Annotated in this window: 25 protein-coding genes and 1 pseudogene; 19 read left to right on the top strand and 7 right to left on the bottom strand. The window is 70.0% G+C overall.

Annotation, left to right across the window (positions count from 1 at the left end):
• The first annotated feature begins 151 nt into the window (after positions 1 to 151).
• Genes B9S57_RS24850 through B9S57_RS24815 form a run of 8 tightly spaced genes read left to right on the top strand, consistent with a single transcriptional unit; the run spans position 152 to position 8,599 of the window.
• Complete coding sequence (locus tag B9S57_RS24850) at positions 152 to 1,561, top strand: NAD(P)/FAD-dependent oxidoreductase (RefSeq protein ID WP_181011455.1); 1,410 nt, start codon at positions 152 to 154, stop codon at positions 1,559 to 1,561.
• Positions 1,558 to 2,016 carry a MauE/DoxX family redox-associated membrane protein gene (locus B9S57_RS24845; protein WP_103517824.1) on the top strand — a complete coding sequence of 153 codons (459 nt, stop codon included), beginning with the start codon at positions 1,558 to 1,560 and terminating at the stop codon, positions 2,014 to 2,016. Before B9S57_RS24850 ends, B9S57_RS24845 begins: the two co-directional genes overlap by 4 nt.
• On the top strand, positions 2,016 to 3,443 hold the full coding sequence (locus B9S57_RS24840) for a radical SAM domain-containing protein (protein ID WP_103517823.1): 1,428 nt from the start codon (positions 2,016 to 2,018) through the stop codon (positions 3,441 to 3,443). Before B9S57_RS24845 ends, B9S57_RS24840 begins: the two co-directional genes overlap by 1 nt.
• Before the next feature lie 27 nt (positions 3,444 to 3,470).
• Entirely contained in the window at positions 3,471 to 4,259 is a 789-nt protein-coding gene (locus tag B9S57_RS24835; RefSeq protein WP_103517822.1) for an MTAP family purine nucleoside phosphorylase, read from the top strand.
• Positions 4,256 to 4,930 (top strand): TIGR04282 family arsenosugar biosynthesis glycosyltransferase, encoded by a 675-nt coding sequence (locus tag B9S57_RS24830; protein ID WP_181011454.1) that lies wholly within the window; start codon positions 4,256 to 4,258, stop codon positions 4,928 to 4,930. The genes B9S57_RS24835 and B9S57_RS24830 overlap by 4 nt, the downstream gene beginning before the upstream one ends.
• On the top strand, positions 4,927 to 5,655 hold the full coding sequence (locus B9S57_RS24825) for a TIGR04283 family arsenosugar biosynthesis glycosyltransferase (RefSeq protein WP_103517821.1): 729 nt from the start codon (positions 4,927 to 4,929) through the stop codon (positions 5,653 to 5,655). The genes B9S57_RS24830 and B9S57_RS24825 overlap by 4 nt, the downstream gene beginning before the upstream one ends.
• Before the next feature lie 60 nt (positions 5,656 to 5,715).
• On the top strand, positions 5,716 to 7,392 hold the full coding sequence (locus tag B9S57_RS24820; protein WP_146057805.1) for a radical SAM protein: 1,677 nt from the start codon (positions 5,716 to 5,718) through the stop codon (positions 7,390 to 7,392).
• Between the two features lie 22 nt (positions 7,393 to 7,414).
• Positions 7,415 to 8,599, top strand: coding sequence for an NAD(P)-binding domain-containing protein (locus B9S57_RS24815; protein WP_103517819.1), 1,185 nt, complete (start codon positions 7,415 to 7,417; stop codon positions 8,597 to 8,599).
• Between the two features lie 310 nt (positions 8,600 to 8,909).
• On the opposite strand, the gene trxB is transcribed toward B9S57_RS24815, so the two are convergent.
• Genes trxB through B9S57_RS24800 form a run of 3 tightly spaced genes read right to left on the bottom strand, consistent with a single transcriptional unit; the run spans position 8,910 to position 10,991 of the window.
• Positions 8,910 to 9,890 (bottom strand): thioredoxin-disulfide reductase, encoded by a 981-nt coding sequence (gene trxB / locus B9S57_RS24810; RefSeq protein ID WP_103517818.1) that lies wholly within the window; start codon positions 9,888 to 9,890, stop codon positions 8,910 to 8,912.
• Positions 9,887 to 10,300: an arsenate reductase ArsC gene (locus B9S57_RS24805; RefSeq protein ID WP_103517817.1), complete on the bottom strand. Its 414-nt coding sequence runs from the start codon at positions 10,298 to 10,300 to the stop codon at positions 9,887 to 9,889. The genes trxB and B9S57_RS24805 overlap by 4 nt, the downstream gene beginning before the upstream one ends.
• A 55-nt stretch (positions 10,301 to 10,355) precedes the next feature.
• Entirely contained in the window at positions 10,356 to 10,991 is a 636-nt protein-coding gene (locus B9S57_RS24800; protein ID WP_103517816.1) for a low molecular weight phosphatase family protein, read from the bottom strand.
• Between the two features lie 75 nt (positions 10,992 to 11,066).
• Between B9S57_RS24800 and B9S57_RS24795 the strand changes: the two genes are divergently transcribed.
• The 3 genes from B9S57_RS24795 to B9S57_RS24785 are packed head-to-tail and all read left to right on the top strand — an operon-like array spanning position 11,067 to position 13,545.
• Positions 11,067 to 11,375: a helix-turn-helix transcriptional regulator gene (locus tag B9S57_RS24795; protein WP_103517815.1), complete on the top strand. Its 309-nt coding sequence runs from the start codon at positions 11,067 to 11,069 to the stop codon at positions 11,373 to 11,375.
• Positions 11,372 to 12,490 (top strand): ACR3 family arsenite efflux transporter, encoded by a 1,119-nt coding sequence (arsB, locus tag B9S57_RS24790; protein ID WP_103517814.1) that lies wholly within the window; start codon positions 11,372 to 11,374, stop codon positions 12,488 to 12,490. Before B9S57_RS24795 ends, arsB begins: the two co-directional genes overlap by 4 nt.
• Entirely contained in the window at positions 12,487 to 13,545 is a 1,059-nt protein-coding gene (locus tag B9S57_RS24785; protein ID WP_103517813.1) for an ArsO family NAD(P)H-dependent flavin-containing monooxygenase, read from the top strand. Before arsB ends, B9S57_RS24785 begins: the two co-directional genes overlap by 4 nt.
• A 3-nt stretch (positions 13,546 to 13,548) precedes the next feature.
• Here B9S57_RS24785 and B9S57_RS24780 read toward each other — a convergent pair whose 3' ends face one another.
• From B9S57_RS24780 to B9S57_RS24770, 3 genes are read right to left on the bottom strand one after another with little or no spacing between them, the layout of a single operon-like run.
• The gene (locus B9S57_RS24780) at positions 13,549 to 14,037 is read right to left on the bottom strand and encodes a GNAT family N-acetyltransferase (protein WP_103517812.1); all 489 of its coding nucleotides are present in this window, start codon (positions 14,035 to 14,037) and stop codon (positions 13,549 to 13,551) included.
• Between the two features lie 45 nt (positions 14,038 to 14,082).
• Positions 14,083 to 14,457 (bottom strand): helix-turn-helix transcriptional regulator, encoded by a 375-nt coding sequence (locus B9S57_RS24775; RefSeq protein WP_103517811.1) that lies wholly within the window; start codon positions 14,455 to 14,457, stop codon positions 14,083 to 14,085.
• Positions 14,458 to 14,499: 42 nt separating this feature from the next.
• Complete coding sequence (locus tag B9S57_RS24770) at positions 14,500 to 15,561, bottom strand: NAD(P)/FAD-dependent oxidoreductase (protein ID WP_103517810.1); 1,062 nt, start codon at positions 15,559 to 15,561, stop codon at positions 14,500 to 14,502.
• Between the two features lie 109 nt (positions 15,562 to 15,670).
• Between B9S57_RS24770 and B9S57_RS24765 the strand changes: the two genes are divergently transcribed.
• The 5 genes from B9S57_RS24765 to B9S57_RS24745 all read left to right on the top strand — a co-directional run bounded on the left by B9S57_RS24765 (position 15,671) and on the right by B9S57_RS24745 (position 22,413).
• The gene (locus tag B9S57_RS24765; protein WP_103517809.1) at positions 15,671 to 17,074 is read left to right on the top strand and encodes an NAD(P)-binding domain-containing protein; all 1,404 of its coding nucleotides are present in this window, start codon (positions 15,671 to 15,673) and stop codon (positions 17,072 to 17,074) included.
• On the top strand, positions 17,071 to 18,300 hold the full coding sequence (locus B9S57_RS24760) for an MFS transporter (protein WP_103517808.1): 1,230 nt from the start codon (positions 17,071 to 17,073) through the stop codon (positions 18,298 to 18,300). The genes B9S57_RS24765 and B9S57_RS24760 overlap by 4 nt, the downstream gene beginning before the upstream one ends.
• A 421-nt stretch (positions 18,301 to 18,721) precedes the next feature.
• Entirely contained in the window at positions 18,722 to 19,483 is a 762-nt protein-coding gene (locus B9S57_RS35765; RefSeq protein WP_258036544.1) for a site-specific integrase, read from the top strand.
• A 51-nt stretch (positions 19,484 to 19,534) separates the two neighbouring features.
• Positions 19,535 to 19,933: a site-specific integrase gene (locus tag B9S57_RS35760; RefSeq protein ID WP_258036542.1), complete on the top strand. Its 399-nt coding sequence runs from the start codon at positions 19,535 to 19,537 to the stop codon at positions 19,931 to 19,933.
• Positions 19,934 to 20,004: 71 nt separating this feature from the next.
• The gene (locus tag B9S57_RS24745) at positions 20,005 to 22,413 is read left to right on the top strand and encodes a site-specific integrase (protein ID WP_103517807.1); all 2,409 of its coding nucleotides are present in this window, start codon (positions 20,005 to 20,007) and stop codon (positions 22,411 to 22,413) included.
• A gap of 56 nt (positions 22,414 to 22,469) precedes the next feature.
• On the opposite strand, the gene B9S57_RS24740 is transcribed toward B9S57_RS24745, so the two are convergent.
• A complete protein-coding gene (locus B9S57_RS24740; protein ID WP_103517806.1) occupies positions 22,470 to 22,997 on the bottom strand; it encodes a hypothetical protein in 528 nt (175 codons plus the stop codon).
• A gap of 326 nt (positions 22,998 to 23,323) precedes the next feature.
• Between B9S57_RS24740 and B9S57_RS34960 the strand changes: the two are divergent.
• The 3 genes and pseudogenes from B9S57_RS34960 to B9S57_RS24725 form a co-directional block, all read left to right on the top strand.
• Positions 23,324 to 23,527, top strand: a pseudogene (locus B9S57_RS34960) (DUF6238 family protein); the annotation flags it as partial.
• A 26-nt stretch (positions 23,528 to 23,553) separates the two neighbouring features.
• Complete coding sequence (locus tag B9S57_RS24730) at positions 23,554 to 25,059, top strand: ATP-binding protein (RefSeq protein WP_181011370.1); 1,506 nt, start codon at positions 23,554 to 23,556, stop codon at positions 25,057 to 25,059.
• 32 nt (positions 25,060 to 25,091) lie between these two features.
• Positions 25,092 to 25,594, top strand: a 503-nt coding sequence (locus tag B9S57_RS24725) for a hypothetical protein (protein WP_258036412.1), incomplete at its 3' end; no start/stop codon positions are given.

The raw sequence follows: 25,594 nt of genomic DNA, 5'->3' as shown, positions 1-25,594 counted from the left end.
CGCAGACGCGTGGATGAAGCGGGAGGCCATCGTGACCGTGATCGTGGGGGCGAGAAAGGGAAGGCCCCGACTGTGTCAACGGGTTCCCTTCACGTCCCACGCCCGCGCGCCGACCGTCCCACGACGGCGCACCGACAGAGAGTCCCGCACCATGAAGAGGTACGACCTGGTGGTCATCGGCGGCGGCAGCGCCGGTCTGACCACGGCCCGCACCGCCGGACGCCTCGGCGCCCGCACGCTGCTTGTCGAACGCGACCGCCTGGGCGGGGACTGCCTGTGGACAGGATGCGTGCCGAGCAAGGCACTGCTGCATGTCGCCGCCGATGTCCAGGCGGCCCGCCGCGCCGCTGCCTACGGGCTCCCGCCGGTGTCCGGCCCGGCCGACCTTGCGGCGGCCATGGCGGAGGTGAAGCGGGCGATCGGCGCGATCGAACCCCACGACTCGGCCGACGCGCTCGCCCCGTACGGGGTCCACGTGGTGCACGGGGCAGCGTCCTTCACCGGCCCGGGCACCCTGACCGCGGGCGAGCGGGTGGTCTCCTTCCGGTACGCCCTGATCGCCACGGGCTCCTCGCCGGCCCTGGTACCGGTCCCCGGCCTGAAGGAGGCCCAGCCGCTGACCAGCGACACGGTCTGGGAGCTGTCCGAACTCCCGCGCCGCCTGGTGCTGCTCGGTGGCGGCCCCATCGGCTGCGAGCTGGGCCAGGCGTTCGCCCGGCTCGGCTCGCAGGTCACTCTCGTGGAGGCGATGGACCGCCTGGTACCGCGCGAGGAGCCCCGGGCCTCGCAGGTGCTGCGGGAGCGGCTGGAGGCCGAGGGCGTCACCGTACTGACCGACTACCGCGCCGAGAGAGTCGATGCCGACGCCGTTCACGGGCCCGGTGGTCCTCTCCTCTACGACGCCCTGCTGGCCGTCACAGGGCGCCGTTCCAACACCCACGGGCTCGGATTGGAGGCGGCCGGCGTGGAACTCACCGACGCCGGTCATATCCGCACCGACGGACGGCTGCGCACCACCAACCACCGGATCTACGCCGCCGGAGACGTGACCGGCCTCTCGGCCTTCACCCATCTTGGCGGCACGCAGGGCGGAGCAGCCGCCGTAGACGCTCTGCTGGGCGTGCGCCGCCCCATCGACTACCGGGCGGTGCCCTGGGTGACGTACACCGATCCCGAGATCGCCCGCGTCGGACTTACCGCGGACGAGGCGCGGGAGAAATACGGCGACAACGCGCGCGTCCACACCTTGGACAACGACCGGGTCGACCGGGCGGTCGCCGACGGCCGCACCGAAGGCTTCACCACCCTGGTGCTGGGCCCGCGCGGCAAGATCGTCGGAGCCACAGTCGTGTCACCGAGGGCCGGCGAGACCATCGCCCATCTCGCGGCGGCGGTGCGCCTGGGCTGGGCGCCCTCCGACTACGCCCGCACCGTGCACCCCTATCCCACCTACGCCGACGGGCCCTGGCACACCGCGCTGGCCGACGTCTACGCCCGTCTGGCCCGGGGCAGCAGCGCGATCGGTGCGCTGCTGAAACTCCGCAGAGGGATGATCCGGTGATCCTTCGTCTCGTCCTGGGCCTGCTGCTCGCGGCGATGGCGCTAGGCCAGGCCGCTTCGTTCGACGCGATGCCCGCCATCCTGACTGCCTACGGCCTGACATCCGGTGCGGCCTCGGCCGCCCTGGCCGTGGCGTTGATCAGCACCGAAGCCGTAACGGCTGTTTGGTTCCTTGCCCGGCCCCGCTCCCGCGCCACCACGCCCGTCTGGCTGTACACCGGCGTGGCGGTGGTGTGGGCGGTCCTGGCCTCTCAGGCGTTCGCCCGGGGACTCGTTCTCGACAACTGCGGCTGCTTCGGCACCTACCTCCCCCAGCCGCTGCGCTGGTACGTCCTCGTTGAGGACGCCCTGATGCTGCTGTACGCCGGGCTGCTGTGGCGCGGCCTGCGCCGGGCCCGGCACACATCCTTGCCCGCCACAGCTCGTACAGCTCGAACCCCGCAGGAGAACCACTGATGCGGATCACCGCGACACTGCGCGCCCTCGAACGTGCCACCCGCCCCTACGACACCGAGTTCGCCGCGGCGATGGAGCGTCGCTGGACGGAGCTCCCCGACGCGGCCCGGACCCCCGGCCAGATCCTCGGCCGGCACGGCGTCGGCTGCGAGGGCACCCACGGCGTCTTCCCCAAGTGCAACCTCAAGTGCACCCCCTGCTACCACTCCAGAGACGCCAACCAGGTCCGCGTCGACGGCCCCCACACCCACGAACAGATCACCGCCCAGATGCGCCTGCTGCGCGAACTGCGCGGCCCACGCGCCCACACCCAGCTCATCGGCGGCGAGGTCAGCCTGCTCACCCCCGACGACCACGCCGCCGCCCTCGCCATCATGCGGGACCACGGCCGGGAACCGATGAGCTTCACCCACGGCGACTTCGACTACGACTACCTCACCCGCCTCGCACTCGGACCGGACGGCACACAGCGCCTCGGGCGACTGTCCTTCGCCGCGCACTTCGACAAGTTCATGTACGGCCGACGCGGCATCGAACGCCCGCCCAACGAGCAGTCGCTCAACCCCTACCGCGCCCGATTCGCCGCCATGTTCCGCCGCCTGCGGCGCGAGCACGGAGTGCGGTTCTTCCTCGCCCACAACATGACCGTCACCCCCGGCAACCTCGACGAGATCGCCGAAGTGATCCGCGACTGCCACGCCATGGGCTACGGCATGTTCTCCTTCCAGCCCGCCGCCTTCCTCGGCGACGACCGCCGCTGGAAGGAGAAGTTCCGCGAGGCGACCCCGGACGCGGTATGGGCGGAGATCGAGCGCGGCGCCGGAACCCGCCTGGACTACCGCGTCCTCGAGAACGGCGACGTGCGCTGCAACCGCACCGCCTACGGCTTCTACGTCGGCCACCGCTGGTATCCGCTCCTCGACGGCGACGACCCGCGCGACCTCGCCGTCCGCGACGCGTTCTTCCGCTACTTCGGGAAGATGACCTTCACCGGCACCCCGCCCGCCCTCCTCGCGGCAAGGATCGTGCGGGTGGCGGCCCGCCATCCGTCCACCGCGGTGACAGGTCTTCGCTGGCTGGGCCGTACCGCCCGCCGCGTCGGGCTGCTGCGACTGGTCCGCCACCGGATGCGGGTGCGTCCGGTCACCTTCGTCATGCACCAGTTCATGGACGCCGACGTCGTCGCCCCGGCCTGGGAGATGATGCAGCGCGGCGAGCAGGCCGCAGAGCCCCGGCTGCGCGAGACCCAGGAGCGGCTGGCCGCCTGCCACTACGCCATGGCCCACCCCGAGGACGGCACGCTCGTCCCCGCCTGCGTGCAGCATGCCGTGCTAGACCCGGCGGAGAACGCGGCTCTGCGCACCCTGCTGCCGATCGTCGAGGTCCGCACCTCGGCCCGCCGCTCGCCCGGCGCGTCCGACATGTAACCGAAGGAACCGAAGGAGAAGCACTCCATGCGCATAGGTGTCATCACCGGCTCCGGCAGCTACGACTGGCCCCACATGGAGGGGGCGGCCGAGCGGACCGTCGTCACCGAACACGGCGAGGTCACCGTCACCGAGGGCCGCCTCGGGGACGCGGAGATCGTGCAGCTGTCCCGGCACGGCACCGGCCACCACCGCCTCTCCACCCAGGTCGACCACAAGGCGAACCTCGCCGCTCTGCTGGCCGTCGAAGCGGAGGCCGTGGTGTCCTTCACCGTCTGCGGCTCCCTCGACCCGGACATGCGGCCGGGCTCCCTGGTGGTCTTCGACGACCTGTACTTCCCCGCCAACCGGCTCCCCGACGGCACCCCCTGCACCTGGTACGACACCCCCGGCGAGGCCGGACGCGGCCACTGGATCTTCGACCGGCCCTTCAGTGAACCACTGCGCCAAGCCCTGATCACCGCCGCCGAGCAGACCGGAGTGCCCGTCGCCACACAGGGCGTGTACGGACACGTCGACGGCCCCCGGTTCAACTCACGCCCGGAGGTGGCCACCCTGGCCGCCGCCGGAGTCAGTGCCGTCAGCCAGACGGCAGGCCCGGAGGTCGTCCTGGCCGGAGAAGCCGAACTGCCCATGGCGCTGGTCGGTTTCGTCACCGACTACGCCAACGGCGTCGCCGCAGAACCGGAACCGGTGCAGGCGTTGCTCAACCGCATGGCGGCGAGCAAGGAGGTCTTCACCACGCTGGCCGGGCACGCGCTGCCATCCCTGGGCAGCGTGAGCGCGGCGGGTTTCGTCTACCGGTTCGACACGTGAGCGCCACAGCCCACCGGGGCACACCCGCGATCCTGGTCATGGCCAAGGCTCCCCGGCCCGGCACGGTCAAGACCCGGCTGCATCCCCTGCTGGGACCGCGGCGCTGCGCCGAACTCCAGGCCGGACTCATCCGCCACACCATGGAACTGACCACCGTCCACACTCCGCGGACCTACCTCGCCTACGCCCCGGCCGACGGCGGGGACACCATCGGCACCGCAGCACCCGCCGGCGTCCGCTTGCTCCTCCAGCGCGGCGAAGACCTCGGACAACGCCTGGCTGCCGCCGTCACCGACGCCTTCGCCGACGGCGCGGGCCCGCTACTGGTCATCGGCACCGACGCGCCGACCCTCACCGGCGACCACCTGACCGCCGCCTTCGACCCCCTGGAAAGCCACGACGTGGTGCTGGGCCCCGCGCTCGACGGCGGCTACTACCTGATCGGCCTGCGCGCCCCCCACACCTCACTCTTCGGCCTCGGATCGGATGCCTGGAGCACGGACCGGGTACTGACGGCGACCCTCGGCGTCGCCCGGCGCGAAGGGCTGAGCGTGGAGCTGCTGTGCCCACTGCGGGACCTGGACACCCCCGAGGACGCAACCGCCCTCCTCGCCGATCCGGTGCTGCCCGCGCCGATCGCCGCTCTGATCCAGCCCGTGGAGGCGACATGACACAGGTGTCGATCATCGTCCCGGTACTGAACGAGGAGGCCGCGATCCACAGCGCGGTGAGCCGCCTGTGCCGCGACTTCCCCGACTGCGAGCTGATCGTCGTGGACGGCGGCTCCACCGACGCCACCGCCGAACTCGCCGCCGCCCACGCCACCGTGATCACCAGTGAGCGAGGACGGGCCCGGCAGATGAACGAGGGCGCCCGGCACGCGTCCGGCGACATCCTGTGGTTCGTCCACGCCGACACCGACATCGACCCCGGCGCGCTGGACCAGATCCGGGCCGCACTCACCGACCCAGCCGTGGTCGGAGGCGGCCTCACCCTTCGCTTCGACCGCAGGTCACCCGCCCTGAACTACCTCGCGTGGACGTCCAACGCCCGCGCCCGCCGTCTCCACCACATCTTCGGCGATCAGGCCATGTTCATCCGCCGCACCGTCTTCGACGAACTCGGAGGCTTCCCCGACCTGGCCATCATGGAGGACCTGGAGATGTCACGGCGCCTGCACCGCCGCGGCCCGCTGTGCTTGCTGCCCACCACCTCGACGGCCTCCTCACGCCGCCTGACCGCCCACGGAACCTGGCGCATGATCGCCTTCATGCAGTACCTGAAACTGCTGTACTTCGCCGGCGTCGACCCCGAAGCCATCCGCGCCCGCTACGCCGCCGGCCCCCGCCTCTTCCCGAAGAGAAACCCGGCCATGCCACGCACCAGCCGTCCCTGAACCTCCCTCTCCTCGGCACGACTCCCTTACGACCTCTACGACTCCTTGGAGACCGACCTCATGCGCATCGCAGTCTGCGGAGGGCCCTACGGAAACCCCTACGCCCTCCAGGCATTCGTCGACGACGCCCGCGCCCGGGGCGCGGAACGGCTGTTCTGCCTGGGCGACCTCGGCGGCTTCGGCGCCGACGTCGATGCCCTGTGGCCCATCCTCACCGACAACACCGTCGAGTGCGTCGCCGGAAACTACGACGTGGCCATCGCCCGTGGCGACACCGACTGCGGCTGCGGCTACCGCGACCCGAAGGACAACGAGTACGCCCAACTCATCTACGACCACACCCTCGCCAACACCCACCGCGACTTCGCCGCCTGGATGGGCACCCTGCCCACCGAACGCCGGGAAACCATCGACGGCGTCGACGTCCACATGGTCCACGGCTCCACGCTGACGCTGAACGACTTCTGGTGGGAGTCACTGCCCGAGGAGCAGCACCGCCTGCGCACCGAGGCGTCCGGCGCCGACGTCGTCCTGTGCACCCACAGCGGCCTGCCCTGGCAGCGGCGCATCGGCGACACCCTCGCCGTCAATGTCGGCGTGCTCGGCAAACCCGCCAACGACGGCCGCCGCGAGGTCTGGTACGCGATCCTCGACCTCTCCGACGGGCACGTCACCGCCGAGCTGATCCCCCTCGCGTACGACTGGCAGGCGCAAGCCGCCTCGATGCGCGCCGCGGGGCTGCCTGAGATCTTCGCGGAGACCGTAGAGACCGGCTGGTGGACCACCTGCCTGGAGATCCTGCCGCCGCGCGAGCGCTCCCGGGGCCGGTACCACCTCTACCGCTCCACCCTGCCCTCCGGCTTCCGCCCCGCGAACGACGGCTGGGGAGAGACCACGCCCCAGGCCCTTCAGGGCGACCGGCCGGTGGTCCCGCTGTTCGGCACCCCCTACTTCCCCTCCCGGCTGTGGATCTACACCAACTTCCACTGCAACCTGGCCTGCGACTACTGCGCGGTCGCCTCCTCCCCGAAAGCACTCGCCCGCACCCTGCTCACCGATACCTTCCGCGCCCTGGTCGACGAAGCCGCGCAGGCCGGGTTCACCGAGCTGTACCTCACCGGCGGTGAGCCCTTCCTGCACCCTGACATCGTCAGCCTCCTCGACTACGCCTCCGCCGAGCTGCCCACCGTCGTGATGACCAACGCGATGCTGCTGCGAGGCCGCCGCGCCGACGGCCTCGCGGACCTGGCCGACCGCAAGCTCACCGTCCAGACCTCCCTGGACGGCGCCACCGCCGAGACCCACGACCTGCACCGCGGCCCCGGCTCCTGGCAGCGCACGCTCGACGGCATCCGCCACCTGATCGGCCTCGGCCTGCCCCCGCGCGTCGCCCTCACCGAGACCCCGGAAAACACGCACGAGGTCCCCGCGGTCGCCGACCTGCTGGCCGGACTCGGCCTGCCGGACGACCACTTCGCCGTACGCCCCCTGCTGCGCCGCGGCTTCGCCGAGACCGGGGTGGAGATCGGCGAGGACTCCAGCATTCCGGAGCTGACCGTCACCGCGGACGGCTTGCACTGGCACCCGGCTGGAGCCGACCTCGCCACCAGCCCTGACCTGTACCTCGCACCCGCCGACACCCCCCTCACCACGGGCCAACAGCTCGTTACTGAACGGTTCTTCACCGCCCGCCTCACCGACGGCACCCTGCCCCGCCCCGTCCACTGCGCCATCTGACCTCTCCGGAAGGAAGTCCACCATGCAGCAACACGTCGCGATCCTCGGCGCCGGACCCGTCGGTCTCGACGCAGCACTTGCCTGCGCCGACGCCGGATGGCCGTTCACCGTCTACGAAGCCGCGGACACCACCGCCGCACACGTGCGGGCCTGGGGCCATGTCCGGCTCTTCACCCCATGGGACCTCAACGTCTCCCGCAGGATGCGGGCCCACCTGCCGTCCGCCCCGACCGGCGACGACTGCCCCACGGGCACCGACCTGGCCACCCAGCTTCTCGGCCCGGTCGCCTCGCTCCCCGCTTTCGAAGGCCGCATTCGCTACAGCACCCGCGTCGCAGCCATCGCCCGCACCGGCCTCCTCAAACATGAAGAGATCGGCACCGACACCCGCGCCGCCGCTCCCTTCACCCTCCTGCTCGACACCCCCGGCGGCGAGGCCACCGCCGAGGCCGACCTCGTCCTGGACTGCACCGGCACCTACTCCCACCCCAACACCCTCGGCCCCGGCGGCATCCCCGCCCCCGGCGAACGCGCCCTCGCCGACCACATCACCCATACCCTCCCGGACACCGAAGACCCCAACCGCTGGGCCGGAACCGTCCTGCTCGTCGGCGCCGGAAAATCCGCGCAGACCGCAGCCCGCGACCTGGCCACCCTGCCCGGCACCCGCATCGAGTGGGCGGTGCGCAAACCAACACCCGACTGGGGCGCCGTACCCGACGACACCCTGCCCGGCCGTCAGCATCTCGTCGACACCTCCCAGGCCTTCGCCGACGGTGTCAACGACCGCATGACCGTCCACACCGGTGCCCACGTCCGGGCCCTGCACCCCGCCGGCGACCGGGTACGCGCCATCCTCGCCACCGACGAGGGCCCTCGCACGGTCGTCTGCGACCACGTCGTAGCGCTGACCGGGTACGCCGGCGACGCTTCCCTCTACCGGCAGTTGCAGGTCCACGAGTGCTACGCCACCGGTGCCCCCATGAACCTCTCCGCCGCTCTCCTCGGCTCCGCGGGCGGAGACTGCCTCACCCAGCCGTCCGCCGGGATCGAGGCCCTGCGCAACCCCGAACCCCACTTCTTCATCCTCGGCGCCAAGTCCCACGGCCGCCTCAACACCTTCCTACTGCGCACCGGATACCAGCAGATCGACCAGTTCGCCGCTGCGTACGCCGACGCCCCGACCCTCTTGTCCGCCGGCGCGTGAGCACGGCCACTACGGCGATCTTCACCGGACCTCGGGTGTCCCTGTCGACCAGCGTCCGCAGCACGTGTGCCAGCGGCGGCCCGTAGATGCTTGGGCGCGGCCCCCGGGAAGCGGTTCGGGTGTCGTCTGTCTCCATGGAGAAGATGGCGTGTGGTGGCAGCGAGGCTGCCCGAGCCATGCCCGCAGGGGCCGGATGGTTCGCACCGAGGCTCCTTCCACCAGCCGATCCGGCAGACACGCCGCTGGCCTGAAGCTGTGATGAGGATCGGTGAATTCTCAAAGAGCGTCATCAGTCCTGGGGGCTCGGTGTTCAGGCTGCGACGGGTGTCTTGTCCGGTTCCGTAGTCTGCGAGGTTTCGGTTAGGGCTGCAAGGTAGCGCTCGGCGTCCAGGGCTGCTGCGGCTCCGGTACCGGCGGCGGTGATCGCCTGACGGTAGGTGTGGTCGACGACATCGCCTGCGGCAAACACCCCGGGCAGGCTGGTACGCGTCGTCGGAGCGGCGACAGTGATGTAGCCCTCGGCATCAAGGTCGAGCTGGTCGGCGAACAGCTCGGTGCGCGGGTCGTGGCCAATCGCGATGAACAGCCCCGTCACGTCCAGATCGCGGGTGGTTCCGGTGAAGACGTCACGCAGGACGACGCCTGCGAGCATGCCGTTCGTCTCCTTGATCTCGGCGATCTCGCTGTCGAACGCGAAGGAGATCTTGTCGTCGGAGAGGGCCCGATCCTGCATCACCTTCGAGGCACGCAGGGTGGAGCGGCGGTGGACGACGGTGACGGAGCGGGCGAAGCGGGTGAGGAAGGTGGCTTCCTCCATGGCGGTGTCGCCACCGCCGACCACGACGATGTCGCGGTCGCGGAAGAAGAACCCGTCGCAGGTGGCGCACCAGGACACCCCGCGACCGGACAGCGAGTCCTCGCGTGGGAGGCCGAGTTTGCGGTAGCCGGAGCCGGTGGCGATGATCACCGTCCTCGCGCGGTGGACGGCGCCGGCGGAGTCGGTGAGGAGCTTGATGTCGCCGGTGAGGTCCACCTCGACGATATCGTCGTCGATCATCTCGGCGCCGAACTTCTCAGCCTGGGCCCGCATGTTCTCCATCAGAACCGGCCCGTCGACGCCTTCGGGGAAGCCCGGGAAGTTCTCCACCTCGGTCGTCGTGGTGAGCGAGCCGCCGACGAAGATGGAGCTGCCGAACAGCAGCGGCTTCATCTGAGCGCGGGCGGCGTAGAGGGCCGCGGTGTATCCGGCCGGACCGGAGCCGATGATGACGACCTCGCGTATCTCGCTCACGCCGTCTTCTCCGGGGCGATCTCGGCGATCAGACCCTCGACGAGGGTCTTGATCTCGTCACGGATCGGGCGCACGGCCTCGACGCCCTGGCCGGCCGGGTCCTCGAGCTTCCAGTCCAGGTAGCGCTTGCCCGGAAAGACGGGGCAGGTGTCGCCGCAGCCCATCGTGATGCAGACGTCGGACTCCTTGACCGCGTCGACGGTAAGGATCTTCGGGGTCTCGGCGGAGATGTCGATGCCGACTTCGGCCATGGCCTCGACGGCGGCCGGGTTCACGGCAGTGCCGGGGTTGGAGCCTGCGGAGCGGACCTCGACGCGGTCTCCGGCCAGGTGGGTCAGCCAGGCGGCGGCCATCTGCGAGCGGCCGGCGTTGTGGACGCAGACGAACAGGACGGAGGGCTTGTCGGACATCGTTGTTCCTTTGTGAAGTGGTGAAGTGGATCAGCAGGTGAGGCGGAAGCGTCGATCAGGGGCCCGGTAGGGCGGCCAGGAGGTCGGTGATGAGGGCGTCGATGTCGCCCAGGATGGTGCGTACGACGCCGATCGGGGCACCGTCGGGGTCGGCGACGGACCAGTTGAGGTAGTGCCGGCCGGGGACCACGGGGCAGGCGTCGCCGCAGCCCATCGTGATGACGTAGTCGGCGGCCTCGACGACCTCACTGGTTAGGGGCTTGGGGTAGGCGTCCGTGTCGGACAGGCCCGCCTCCAGGAGCGCCTGGGCGACGTGCGGCTCGACCTCGGCGGCCGGGTCGGTCCCGGCGGAGGAGACGACCACGCGCTCGCCCGCCCGCTGGGCCATAAGGGCGGCGGCCATCTGCGAGCGGCCGGCGTTGTGACCGCACACGAACAGCACGCGCACCGCGGCGCCGGTCCCCGGCGTCTGGGCGTGGGCGAGGGCGTCGAGGCGCTCCGCGGTCAGGCGCTCGGCCAACATCACCAGGTGGGTACGGACCCGGGCGTTCTCGGCGAGGAGCCGGTAGGAGTCCGCGAGCAGCTGTTGCACGGTCTCCGCGGAGAAGTGCTCTTGGTGGCGGGAGGCGAGGCGAGCGGCCCCCGCGCTGAGCCGCTCGTCGGGCCAGGTGGGATGTGGTGATACGGACATGGGAACCCCTTCGACGGGCCCAACAAGTTCAGTACGGACTGGTGTCAGTGCCGAATGATGTGACAGTATCAGTCCATGATGACGTCAGTCGACACTGATCTGATCCGGGTTCTGGCCGACCCGCTCAGGCTCAAGATCGTGACCCTGCTCGCCCGCGAGACCCTGTGCACCACGCACCTGGTCGAGGAGACCGGCGCCAAGCAGACCAACCTCTCCAACCACATGAAGGTCCTACGCGAGGCCGGCGTGGTGGACACCGAGCCCTGCGGCCGGTTCATCTACTACAAGCTGCGCCCCGAGGTCCTGGCCGGGCTCTCCGAGCAGTTCGCTGCGCTCGCCGACTCCGCCCACACCGCTTCCGAGAACAAGAGGGCCTGCCCGTGACCTCCACCGAGCCCACCACTGCCCCCAGCCAGGGCGCCGGCCCGGCCGGGGACGACTCGATCGTCAAGAAGCTCTCCACCCTGGACCGCTACCTCGCGGTGTGGATCCTGCTGGCCATGGCCGTGGGCCTGGGCCTGGGCCGTCTGGTCCCGGGGATGAACGATGCGCTCGCGAAGATCGAGATCGGCGGGATCTCCCTGCCGATCGCGCTCGGCCTGCTGGTCATGATGTATCCGGTCCTGGCCAAGGTCCGCTACGACCGGCTGGACCGCGTGACCAGTGACCGCAAGCTGCTGGTCTCCTCGCTGGTCATCAACTGGATCGTCGGCCCGGCCGTCATGTTTGCCCTGGCGTGGATCTTCCTGCCGGACCTGCCCGAGTACCGCACCGGCTTGATCATCGTCGGACTCGCCCGGTGCATCGCCATGGTCATCATCTGGAACGACCTCGCGTGCGGCGACCGCGAGGCCGCAGCCGTCCTCGTCGCACTGAACTCGGTGTTCCAGGTCCTAGCGTTCGGCCTGCTGGGCTGGTTCTACCTTGACCTGCTGCCACGGTGGATGAACCTCGGCGACGGCCAGGGTCTGGACGTGTCCGTCTGGCACATCGCGCTGAACGTCGTCATCTTCCTCGGCATCCCGCTGCTGGCTGGCTTCCTCACCCGCCGCATCGGCGAGCAGAAGATGGGCCGCGAGAAGTACGAGGCGAAGTTCCTGCCCAAGATCGGCCCGTGGGCGCTGTACGGGCTGCTGTTCACGATCGTCATCCTCTTCGCCCTGCAGGGCAAGACCATCACCTCCCAGCCGCTGGATGTCGTGCGGATCGCGCTGCCGCTGCTGGTCTACTTCGCGATCATGTTCTTCGGCTCCTTCCTCCTCGGCAAGGGCCTGGGCCTGGCCTACGACCGCACCACGACGCTGGCGTTCACTGCGGCGGGCAACAACTTCGAGCTGGCCATCGCGGTCGCCATCGCGACCTTCGGCGTCACCTCCGGCCAGGCCCTGTCCGGGGTCGTCGGGCCACTCATCGAGGTTCCGGTGCTGATCGGCCTGGTCTATGTTGCCCTCGCCTGGCGAAAGAAGTTCGCCGCCGACGCGGTGACGACGGCCCCGTGACGAACCGGGTCGACGTGGTGGTGGTCGGGGGCGGCCAGGCTGGGCTCGCCGCCGGCTACCACCTGCGCCGCCAGGGGCTGGACTTCACCGTCCTGGACGCCGATCCGGCGCCGGGCGGGTCCTGGCAGCACATGTGGGACTCATTGCACCTGTTCTCCCCGGCCGAGCATTCCTCGCTGCCTGGGCGGCTCATGCCCGCCCAGGCGGGCGAGCTCTACCCGGATGCCGGGCACGTGGTGGACTACCTCGCCGACTACGAGAAACGCTATGACGCGGCGGCCCAGCACGGCACCCGCGTGGACGCCGTACGCCGGGACGGCGAGTCGCTCCTGGTCGAGGCAGACACCGGCACCTGGCGGGCCAGGGCGGTTATCAGCGCGACCGGGACCTGGTCGCGTCCCTTCCTTCCCGCCGTTCGCGGCCGCAGCGCCTTCGCCGGTCGGCAGCTGCACACGGTGAACTACCGACGTTCGGCCGACTTCACCGGGCAGCGGGTCGTCGTGGTCGGAGGTGGGAACTCCGGCGCCCAGATCGCCGCCGACCTCTCCCTGGACGGCCTGGTCGAGGTGACGTGGGTGACCCAGCGCCCGCCGCGGTTCCTGGCCGACGACATCGACGGTCGTGCCCTGTTCGATGTGGCCACCGCCCGCCGCCGCGCCCTCGAAGCCGGCCGAAGCGACACCGGCGGGGTCGCCTCGCTCGGCGACATCGTCGCCGTGCCGCCCGTTCGCGCCGCCCGCGACGCAGGGCTCCTTGCCGCGAAGCCGATGTTCGCCCGCCTCACAGCCGACGGCGTCCAGTGGGCGGACGGCAGCCATACGGGCGTGGACGCGGTCATCTGGTGCACCGGCTTCCGTCCGGCGCTCGCCCATCTCTCCCCGCTGAACCTGCGCACTGCGCGCGGACACATCCCCGCCGACGGCACCCGCGCGCTCGGCGAACCGCGGCTGCATCTGCTCGGCTACGGCGACTGGACCGGCCCGGCCTCCGCCACTCTCATCGGTGTCGGTCGCCCGGCCCGGGACGCCGCCCGCGCGATCGCACAGTTCCTCTGACGGTCAGGTGATGACGGGGCTGCGGCGCTCGATGAGGACGACGTCGCGCCAGATGCCGTGATGGCATCCGATCCGCTCCCGGGTGCCGATGACCCGGAAGCCGGCCCGCTGGTGAACGGCGAGGCTGGCTGCATTTTCAGGGAAGATCCCGGACTGGATGGTCCACAGCCCGGCCCGCTCCGTGGAGTCGACCAGGGCCTTCAGCAAGGAGGAGGCGACGCCACGACTGCGGGCGGAGGGGTGGACGTAGACGGAGTGCTCGACCACGCCCGCGTACGCGGACCGGTCCGAGACCTTGCTTGCGGCGACCCAGCCCAGCACCAGTCCGCTCTCGTCGAGAGCGGCAAAGCGGTGCTCGGGCAGCTTCGCGGCGTCGAACGCCTCCCATGAGGGTGGGCTGGTCTCGAAGGTGGCGTTGCCCTCGTCGATGCCCGCCTGGTAGATGGCCAGCACCTGCTCGGCGTGCTTCGCCGTCAGCGGCACGACCACCATGCTCAGCGCCCCACTCACTGCTTCCCCCTCTGTCCTGTCCGGTCGTCAGGCGGCGGCCGGCATGGCCAGCAGCTTGCCCATCGCGGCGAGCACCGACGGCTCGACCCGGTAGTACACCCAGGTGCCGCGCCGCTCGGAGGTGAGCAGCCCGGCCTCCTTCAGCTTCTTCAGGTGATGGGACACCGTGGGCTGGGAGACGCCGACGTCGGAGATGTCGCACACGCACGCCTCGCCGCCCTCGTGCGAGGCGACGGCGGAGAAGAGCCGCAGCCGTACCGGGTCTCCGAGCGCCTTGAACATCCGCGAAGCCGTCTCGGCCTCCTGCGCGGTCATCGGGCGCTCGGTCAGCGGCGGGCAGCACGGCGCCACGCCCTGACCGTCGGCGGGCTCAAGCAGCGGCAGCACCTTCGCATTCGACATACGTCTATGTTGACACACGTCGAACCAGCGTGACGAGACTCGTCACCGGCGCGCGAGGTAGGCAGCCAGGCGCCGGGCGATCCGCTCCGCATCCCGCCCCACCCCGCGCAACGAGTTCGACGACAGGCTGCGCTGCCACTCCAGCCCCAAGAACGCCAGCCCCGGCACGCTGGTGGCCAGGCCCTCGCGGTGCCGCGGCTTCCCTTCGAAATCCAGCGCGCCGCCGAGGTCTGTGAGGTAGGACAGGTCGGGGCGGTAGCCGGTGGCGAGCACGATCGTGTCGACCTCCTCCCGCTCTCCGTCCGGCCAGATGAGCTTGCTCCCCTCGGAGCCGGTGAACAGCGGTCGCCGGTCAGGTTGTCCGGCGGCCAGGGCAGCTCGGTAGCGGCCGTCGTCGAGGACCGGCTGTGCCGGCGGACGCGGCAGGAGCCGGCCGAGGGGCGCGATGTCCAGGCCGGTGCGGGCCGTCCAGAAGTGCAGGTCTCGGCCGAGGATGCGCTGTGCCGCGAATTTCACCGGTCCGCGGGTGGCGAGCGTGACGCGGGCGGCGGTGGCGAGCTCGGCAGCGATCTGCACCGCAGAGTTCCCGGCCCCGACCACCACCAGCCGGCCGCCAGTGAAGGGGACCGGGCTGCGGTAGTCGGCGGCGGGCAGCACCTGGCCGGTGAACTCCTCCAGGCCCGGCAGCGCTGGCCGGTGCGGTCGGCCGAAGGTGCCAGAGGCCGCGACGACGGCGCGAGCCGTGAGCCGGCCGCCAGCGTCGAGGGTCAGCTCGAATTCGGATCCGGCCCGGCGTACGGAGGTGACGCGCTGGCCGGTGCGGATGTCGGCGTCCAGGCGGTCGGCGTAGGCGGTGAGGTAGGCGACGACTTCGTCACGGTGCGGGTAGCGGCCACGGTCAGCTCCGGGAAACGGCATCCCGGGCAGGGAGCTGTACCGGGCGGGCGAGAACAGCGTGAGGCTGTCGTAGTAGCGCGGCCACGACCCGGCCGTACCGCCGGATGCCTCCAGCACCATCGGCTGCAGCTTATGGCGGAGCAAGGTGTGGGCGGCGGCGAGTCCGGACTGACCGCCGCCGATCACGGCGACGTCGATGCGCTCCATCAGGAATCCCCCTGGTTTCGATGAATGTCTATGTTGACGCTCATCAATACAGGTGCGATGCTGGGCCGCGCAAGCCATCGACAGATGTCGAAACATGTAAGGAGTCGCCGTGAACGCGCCCGTCACCACCGAGCTGCCCGTCGTCGTGATCGGGGCCGGACCCGCCGGTCTGGCCGCCGCCGCCCACCTGCTCGACCAGGGCATCGAGCCCCTGGTCCTGGAAGCCGGCCACAGCGCTGGCGCCGCGGTGCGCGAGTGGTCGCACGTGCGCCTGTTCTCCACCTGGGGCGAGGTCGTCGACCCGGCCGCCGAGAAGCTCCTGGCCCCCACCGGCTGGACACGGCCCGACCCGGCCACCTACCCGTCCGGCGGCGACTGGGCCGACCTCTACCTGCAGCCGCTCGCCGACGTGCTCGGCGACCGCGTCCGTCTCGGTGCGACCGTCACCGGCGTTTCCCGCGCCGGCCGGGACCGCATCGTCGACGCCGACCGCGAGCAGCAGCCCTTCGTCGTGCACCTCGCCCACGCCGACGGCCGCGAGGAGCGCCTCTTCGCCCGCACCGTCATCGACGCTTCCGGCACCTGGGCCACGCCCAGTCCGGCCGGAGGCAGCGGGCTGCACGCCCTCGGTGAGAAGGCCGCCGCAGACCGGATCACCTACCGCGTTCCGGACCTGAAGGACCCGGCGGTGCGCGCCCGGTACGCGGGCAAGCGCACCGCCGTGATCGGCTCCGGCGCCTCCGCCTTCACCGCGCTCGCCTACCTCGCCGACCTCGCCAAGTCCGACGACGGCGCGGGCACGAAGGGGGTGTGGATCCTGCGCCGGGGCATCTCGGGCTCCACCTTCGGGGGCGGCGAAGCCGACCAGCTCCCGGCGCGTGGCGCCCTGGGCCTGGCGGCTAAGGCCGCCGTCGACGAGGGCCACGCGGACGCGGTCACCAACTTCCGCACCGACGCCTTCGAGCGCGCCGCCGACGGCACCCTGGTCCTGGTCGGTGAGGACGGGCGCCGCCTGGACCCGGTCGACGAGGTCATCGTCCTGACCGGCTTCCGCCCCGCCTTGTCGTTCCTCGACGAGCTGCGCCTGGGCCTCGACGAACGCCTCCAGGCACCCGTCGAGCTAGCTCCGCTGATCGACCCCAACCAGCACTCCTGCGGCACCGTCTACCCGCACGGCCACCGCGAGCTCTCCCACCCGGAGCAGGGCGTGTACCTGGTCGGGATGAAGTCCTACGGCCGCGCCCCGACCTTCCTCGCGATGACCGGGTACGAGCAGGTGCGCTCCGTAGCTGCCGCGATCGCCGGCGACATCGAGTCCGCCGACCGCGTCGAACTCACGCTTCCCGAGACCGGAGTCTGCGGCGGCGCTGGCCTGTTCGACGCCCCCGACACTCAGGAGGCCGATGGCGGCGGCTGCTGCGCGCCCACCCCGCAGCTTGTCCAGCTCGGCGCTCCCGCCACGATCGGAGCGGCTGCCGAGGAAGCTCCCAAGGGTGGCTGCTGCGGCTCGTGACGGACCTGGGCACCCCCACGCGCGGGCCCGCGACCGGAACAGGGGACCGGTCGCGGCCCCGCGCCGCCCTGCCGGCCCTCTGCGTCACACAGATCGTGAGCTGGGGCAGCGTCTACTACGCCTTCCCTGTCCTCAACCCCCAGATCACCGCCGCGACCGGCTGGCCGGCCAAGACGACCACCGCGGCATTCTCGCTCGGCCTCATTGTCTCCGCCCTCGCCGGGATCGGCGTCGGGCGCATCCTCGACCGGCGCGGCCCTCGAACCGTCATGACCGTCGGCTCCGCGTTCGGCGCGGTCAGCCTGCTGATCGTGGCCGCAGCCCCGAACGTCCTGGTCTTCATCGCTGGTTGGGTGCTCGCCGGACTCGCGATGGCGGCCACCTTCTACCAGCCCGCCTTCGCCGCCCTCACCCGCTGGTGGGGCCCGGACCACGTCAGAGCACTGACAGTTGTCACTCTTGCCGGCGGGCTCGCGTCCACCGTCTTCGCACCCCTGACCGCAGCCCTCGCGGACCAACTGTCCTGGCGCCACACCTATCTCGTGCTCGCCGTCATCCTCGCCGCCGTCACCATTCCCGCCCACGCCCTGGCCTTGCGCGCAGCCTGGCCGGAAGCCCCAACCCGCCCTGTACACAAGGCTTCAGACGTTGGGGAGGTCGGGCGCAGCCGACCGTTCCTGCTGCTCGCCGCTGTCTTCACCCTTTCGAGCTTCGCGATGTACGCCGTCGTCATCGCCCTCGTACCGCTCCTCCTGGAACGCGGATACACCACCAGCCAGGCCGCCTGGGCACTCGGGATCGGCGGCGCCGGACAGACCCTCGGCCGCACCCTCTACGCCACCCTCTCCCGGCGCACCACCGTCACGACCCGCACGACGATCCTCATCGCCCTCGGTGGACTGACCACCGCCGCATTCGCCGCCGTCCCCGGCCCGTACGCAATGCTGATCGCTGTGTCGCTGCTGGCCGGAGCGGTCCGCGGCAACCTCACACTCCTGCAGGCAACCGCCATCACCGATCGATGGGGCACCGCCCAGTACGGACGCCTCTCCGGACTTCTCGCAGCACCGGCGACCATCGCCGCAGCTCTCGCGCCGTTTGCAGGCGCAGCCCTCGCCGTACCCCTCGGTGGCTACGGACCGCTCTTTCTCCTGTCCGGGCTCCCCCTCGTCGCCGCGCTGTGCACAGCATCGGCCAATCCTGTCGAACGGTCGGAACCGCGCTGACGAAGGGATCCACTCGGCCGTGCCCTCGGACTGCCCGCATGCGGAATAACCAGGGCGTTCGTTCGATTGGCCTCCTTGCAGATATCGCGGGAGGGGCGCTGGTGGCCGAGCTGATGATGTTCCGGCGGGACGCGGACGGACGGGACGTCGAGCTGGCCAGCTCGACGGTTGCGCTGGAGGTGGAGCTGCAGCGGCGGGTAGAGGCCGGCCTGGAGCAGATGTTGGGCGTCCGTTTCCTGGCCTCGGAGTATCCGACCGGGCCTTGGCACCGGGGGCGGATCGACACCCTTGGACTCGATGAGAACGGCAGCCCGGTGGTGATCGAGTTCAAGAAGGGCTCGGACCGCGACCTGTTGACTGAACTACGTGCGGAGATTCCGCAGGTCAGTGACATTGTGGCGTTGACGTCGTTGAGCTGGCCATGGACGTACCTCGAGACCTCTCTGCTCTCTCCGTACCCCTGGTCGGGGAACTGGTGGCCAGGGCCGATCCGTGGGAGCCCTACCGGCTCATCGATCCCGCAGGGGAGCCGGTCGAGGGAGCCCGCGCCTTCCTACGGGACCTTCAGGGAGCCGGCCGGTCGGCAGCGACTGCCCGTTCCTACGGGATGGACCTGCTGCGCTGGTTCCGCTTCCTCTGGGCTGTCGAGGTGCCGTGGGACCGGGCGAGCCGGATCGAGGCGAGGGACTTCTCCCGCTGGCTTCAGGTCGCTGGGCAGCCGAGGCGCCCGCACTGGCGGCGCCCGAGCGACGCGGGCCGGTGGGCCGCAGGGGGAATGCCATACGCCCCGTCGGTGCGAGCGCACAGCGAGACAGTGCTGCGGAGCTTCTACGACTTCCACCGCGACATCGGCACCGGCCCGGTCCTCAACCCGTTCCCGCTGGACCGAGCACGTCGTGGCCGGCGGGCTCACGCCCATAGCAATCCGATGGAACCGGCCCGTAACGATCGCGCCGGGCTCTACCGGCCGAGAGTCCCCAAACGAGTACCCCGCAGTGTCCCTGACGAGCAGTTCAACGAGATCTTCGCCCGGCTTCCGTCTCACCGGGACCGCGCCCTGGTCGCCTTCTACGTCTCCACCGGTGCACGGGCCAGCGAACTACTCAGCACGTGGCAGGCCGGAGCCGATCCGGGACGCCAGCTGATCTCGGTGGTCCGCAAGGGCACCGGTGAGGTCCAGTAGCTGCCTGCCTCGACCGACGCATTCGTCTGGCTGCGGCTCTACCAGCTGGAGATGGACGATGCGATTCCGCGCGGGCGGCGTCTCCCGCTGTGGTGGACCCTGCGCTCTCCGTCCAGACCGCTGACCTACCACGCGGCTCACCGCATGTTTGAACGGGCGAATGCCAAGGCAGGAACTTCCGCGACGCTGCACGCACTGCGGCACACCGCGGCCTATCGGATGGCCGAGGACCCCAGCCTCCCTCTCACCGATGTCCAATTCGTTCTCGGACATGTCCAATTAACGACAACGCAGCTATACCTCACGCCCCGCAAGGAGGTGGTGATCCGGCGCCTGCTGGCCCACCACGCCGAGCAGACACGGCAGGCAGCCGCCCGCATTGCCCCGCCTCCAGCTGCCGACTACCGGCCGGAAAGCCTCGATGTACTGTTCGGGGCTGGCGCCCGGTGACCACCACTTCATCGGCTCATTCCGGCTCCCGCACACCGGCCGCTGGAACGGAGCCTCAACTCACACGCTCCATGGCCGCCCAGCAGCGCTACCCCGCCCGGGCCGTTCCGGACATCTGGCCGGGTACCGAGCGTTCCCGCACAGAGGTGGCCCGGCTTTTGTCCCGTCCACCCTTCGCGCTGGAAAATGTCGGCAGCGAAGTGCACCACAAGCACGGCATCGTCATGGTGCTGGACTGGCTGGAAGACCAGCCGGGACAGACCTGGCAGGAGCGGTGGCTGGCCAGTGGCATCGAGCAAGCCGGCTCCGCCTGGCGGCCGGTGATCAAGCAGTGGCTGCACGAGCACGGTCTCAAGGCGGCCTGGCGCATGCCGGTGGTGGGCCGCGCCCTGACGACAGTAATCAGTGCTGATCTTCTGCGGCCGTCGGTGGACTGGCTGGCCGCGGGGGCCAGCCGCCGAGGGGTTCTGGTCCGCTCTATGGCCCGCAGCCGCGACCCACTTGGGTTCGAGCGTTTGCGGGAGCTGGGCGCGTCGGTCGAGGACGTACGGTCGGGTGCAGTCAGCGCGGCTCTCTGCCGCAGGTCCCTCATCCTCGCGGCCAAGGGCGGCATACTGACCGGGATCACCGTCGGCGACGTCCTGGAGCTCTTCGAGGCCCAGGCCACGGTCCTCAAGCGGATGACAGCGGGGACCGAAGTGTTCTACCGGCTGCTATACCAGCTCGGAGCCCTGGGAGAGGGTGCCCCGCAGAACCTGCGCGAGGTCCGCAACCGGGGACAGCGGGCCCCTGAGGAGCTGGTCGACCGCTACGCACTGCGCTGCCGTCCCGTCCGTGACCTGCTCGTGGACTATCTCCGTGAACGTCAGCCCGCGCTGGACTACAACAGCTTGAAGTCCCTCTCCTATCACCTGGGCAAACGCTTCTGGCAGGACATCGAGAACCATCACCCCGACGCCGATGGTCTCCGCCTCGCCCCGGACGTCATCGGGCAGTGGAAGCAGAGGATTCGCACCAAGGACAGGACCGTTACCGGACCCGACGGCCGAAGCAGCAGCACGAAGGTCGAGAGACTCAACCACCGGGACACACTCACCCAGGTGCGGGCCTTCTACCTCGATATCGCCCAGTGGGCACTGGAAGATCCCGGTCGCTGGGGCCCATGGGTGGCACCGAGTCCGGTAAGGACTGACGAGCTGGAAAACCGCAAAGTACAACGGCGGCGCAAGGCGAGAATGGACGCCCGCACCCGCGAGCGCCTGCCGGTACTGCCGATCCTCGTCCGCACGGTCGACCAGCGCCGCAAGGACGCTGCCGCGGTACTGGAAGCCGCCCGGCATGCCGAGCCCGGTGAGGTGTTCACCGCTGCTGGTCAGCAACTCGAACGCGCTGTGGTTCCGCACGGAACGGCCGGCAGGGTCTGGGCCGAGAACCCGTCCACCGGAAAGCGCCGCGATCTGGGACTCGAGGAGGAGAGAGCCTTCTGGACGTGGGCCGTAGTCGAGGTCCTGCGGGGCACCGGCATCCGCATCGAGGAACTGCTGGAACTCAGCCACCACAGCCTGGTCCAATACCGGTTGCCCACCACTGGTGAACTTGTCCCCCTGCTGCAGATCGTCCCGTCCAAGACGGATACCGAGAGGTTGCTGCTGGTCAGCCCTGAGCTCGCCGACGTCCTGAGCGCGATCATCTGCCGAGCACGGGAGGCCACGGGCGCCGTTCCCCTGGTCCGCTCCTACGACCGCCGCGAATGTGCGTGGCAGGAGTCGGCCCCGCTGCTGTTCCAACAACGCATCCGTGGTGAGGACTGCGCGTTCACCGATGAAACCGTTCGCACCATGCTGGACGAGGCCCTCACCGACGCGGGCCTGACCGAAGTTATGGGTGCCCCGCTTCGCTACACCCCGCACGATTTCCGTCGGCTTTTCATCACCGATGCCATCCTCAACGGGCTGCCGCCGCACATCGCCCAGGTGATCGCAGGCCACCAGGACATCAACGTAACTCTCGGCTACAAGGCCGTCTATCCCGAAGAGGCAATCCAGGCGCACATGGCCTTCCTCGCCCGCCGCCGGTCCCTCCGCCCGAGCGAGGAATACCGCGTTCCCACCGACGAGGAATGGCAAGAGTTCCTCGGCCACTTCGAGCGGCGCAAGGTCTCCATCGGAGCATGCGGCCGCGCATTCGGCACCCCCTGCATTCACGAACATGCCTGCGTCCGCTGCCCGATGCTGTGGCCCGACCCCGCCCAGCGTGACCGCCTCGTTGAGATCCGCGACAACCTCCTCGCCCGCATCGCCGAGGCCGAACGCGAAAAATGGCTCGGCGAGATGGAAGGACTGCAGGTCAGCCTTGCCGGAGCAGAGCAGAAGCTCACCCAACTCGACCGGCGCCCACCCCACGCCGTCGTCGACCTCGGCATTCCCGTGATCACCGCTCCCAGCGTTCCCCGCCAGCACAGGCCGGAGGAAAGAACGTAACCCCTGGGCTCCATCAATATATGCCCACGTCAGCAAGTTCAGGCATGCACTTCCGCTTACCGCGACAGGACGAAGATCACCGCGAGTGGGCCGTAGACAACTGCGAGGGCACAGAGGAGCCGCCTCCATTCAAACGACCAGTGCCGCCGGACTTGTCCCCTGTTGCCACCCTGCGCGCCGGACGCTTGGAGTTGGGCTTCTCGAAGCAGACGAAAGGCCCGTTGATGAGTCCTGTAGCCGGTGAAGGAACCCAGCAGCGAACTACCGAAGGCGACCGAGCCCATCTCGCGCCCGTCTCTCAAGATAATGGTCAGCCCATCATGCACATTCACCTCGTCGACATCGGTCCAGGCGACGGTTGCGGTCACGAGAAAGTTCGTGAAGGACACATGATTGGCAGTGCTACGGATGGCCGAGTCCCATCCAAGCGCCCAGAAGAAGATCGAAGCTCCGGCGACTGCGAACGCCGCCGCCGGCTCCTCGTCCCACGGACCTACGATCAAAACCGCAAAGACGTAGGACGTAATCGCCGCGGCTACAGGAAACCCCACGTACATCGGCCGCCGAAACACTCTGGTCTGCATCCGCAACCGCCCTCCGACAGTCGTACCCTTCCGCTGGCGGTAGCGGAGGTCCGGGCGGCCTGCAGTGGCCGAGGACCCCGTGGCTGGCGGGGCGGGCCTCCAAGCGCGACAGCCGATGGCAGCGCCCCGACAAACGATCAGTCACAACCTGGAATCGTCAGACCTGCACCGGCTACGAACTTCTGAGCCCGGCATCCGCCCGGCGCAACTCCCCTGCCGCAAAGACGACATATGCAGCCCCGGCAAAGAGCATGCCTGGGATCGCGAGCATGAACCGCTGATCGCTTTCGAGGACCGCCTCGTACTGGCTGTGCGAGACCTCAATCGAGCACCTCCACGCCGCCTACCACGCGGCGCCCCGGCCGGACTCCGGCGAGATCCCCGCACCAGAGGCGTGCCAGGCCGGCCTTCCGGAGGGAGCACCGGGACTGACCATCTGCCAGCGCCATCAGCGCACCGCTCATCTCGTGCGGCGGCGCACCACCCCGGCCGACCTGCACGCCCCGTTCACCGGCCTCGTCCGCCGCTGACCCACCCCTCACCTGGAGAAACACTCATGCCCCGTACCCGCGCCAGCGCCTCCCCTCTGTTCGTGCCCCGTAAGACGACACGCGCCGAACAGCGGGCCGCCCGAGCCGGTTTTACCGAAGCCCGCCGCCAGGCACGCCTCGCCGGAAACCCGCCCAAGCACCGCGCCGAGCAGACCCTCGACCCGGATCTGCGACCCACCTACCCGCTCGCCGGTCGCCCCGGTCCGGCCTCCGCCCGCGGCGGCAAGCTCGCCCTGCCCGCCCACCGGATGACCACCGCCACAGCCAGCGGCGCGTACCCGTTCGTGGCCGAGGGCGGCCTGGGCGCCGAAGGGGTGTTCATCGGCCGCGATGTGCACGCGGAGGCGGCCTTCTGCTTCGACCCGTTCTCGCTCTACAACAGCGGCAGGGTGGAGGGCTTCACGAACCCCAACGCGGTGCTGGCCGGGATCATCGGCATGGGGAAGTCGGCGTTGGCGAAGTCGATCGCCACTCGGTCGATCGCCCATGGCTACCGGATCTACATCCCCTGCGATCCCAAGGGGGAGTGGACCGGTGTCTCGCAGGCCCTCGGCGGCTACAGCATCGCCCTGGGCCCGGGGCTCCCTGGACGGTTGAATCCGCTGGACGCCCCGGCCCGGCCCGCCTCCGTGAGCGAGGAGGACTGGTTCACGGAGGTTCGCAAGCGCCGTCTGCTGCTGCTGGCCAGCCTCGCCCGCACCGTGCTGAAGCGCGACCTGCTGCCGATGGAGCACACCGCCCTCGACCTGGCCCTGGATCTGGTCGTCGCTGACGCCGCCGCCCGGGGCACGGTGCCGCTGCTCGGCGAGATCGCGCACGTACTCGGCTCCCCCGAACGCCTCGACCAGGCCCTCGGCCACCAGACGGGGCACCTCGGTTCAGCCGCCCAGGACCTCGCCCATGCCCTGCGACGTCTCGTGCACGGCGACTTGAGCGGCATGTTCGACGCGCCGAGCACCGTTTCGTTCGACCCGACCACACCGATGCTGTCCATCGACCTCTCCCGTCTCGGCGGCTCCGGTGACGACACGGCACTGGTGCTCGCGATGACGTGCGCGAGCGCGTGGATGGAGTCGGCCCTCAGTGATCCCGATGGCGGTCGGCGCTGGGTGATCTACGACGAGGCGTGGCGGCTGATGCGGCACGTCGGGCTGCTGGAGCGGATGCAGAGCCAGTGGAAGCTCTCCCGAGGGCTGGGCATCGCGAACCTCATGGTGATCCACCGCCTCAGCGACTTGCTCTCGGCGGGCGACGCCGGCTCACGCGGCCGAGTCCTGGCCGAGGGGCTCCTCGCGGACTGCAGCACGCGCATCATCTACCGCCAGGAGCCCGACCAGCTCGCCGCCGCTGCATCTCTGCTCGGCCTGACCGGCGTCGAGACCCAGGCGGTGTCCGCCCTGACCAAGGGCCGAGGTCTGTGGAAGGTCGCCGGCCGCTCCTTCATCACCCAGCACATCCTCCACCCGGCCGAGCGGGAGCTGTTCGACACAGACGCCCGCATGGCCGCCTAGCCCAACGACCAGCACAGCAACGGGAATCGATCATGTCTGCTTCTTCCACTCCTTCCTCCGGTGACAACCAGCCGTCGCAGGCCACCGACCCTTTGGCGTGGCGACGGCACCTCCCGGCACTGGCCTCGGCCGCCGCCGGCATCAACGAGGCGTGCGACGCCTGGGACGCGGTTTCGGACTCCCTCTGCGACGCGGACGGCTGGCCGCTGGACGACAAGATCTACGGGGACGGGAAGGTCAAGCGGGACGCCGAAGCGTGGAAGCACGCCGAGGTGTTCCTCGACCACGGACCCGAGGTGCTGGCCGGGGTCCGCGCCGCCGCCGACGGCCCCGACTACGTCGAGGGACCGATCAGTGACGACCTCCGTCGGATACGCGGGATCGACACCATCCTGTTCCGGGCGGATGAGCTGCGGCACGAATGGGCCGACGTCATGGCGCTTATGGACGGTTCGCAGCCGAGCGTGCTCCACCTCTACCAGGAGCGTGCCGAGGAGCACCGCAACACCGAAGGCTGGCACTACTCACACGAACT

Origin of the sequence: Streptomyces sp. SM10, assembly GCF_002910915.1 — a bacterium.
In the GTDB taxonomy this organism is placed as follows: Bacteria; Actinomycetota; Actinomycetes; order Streptomycetales; family Streptomycetaceae; genus Streptomyces.
The sequence above is the reverse complement of the archived record's forward strand: the minus strand, read 5'-3'. Positions and strand labels throughout refer to the sequence as shown.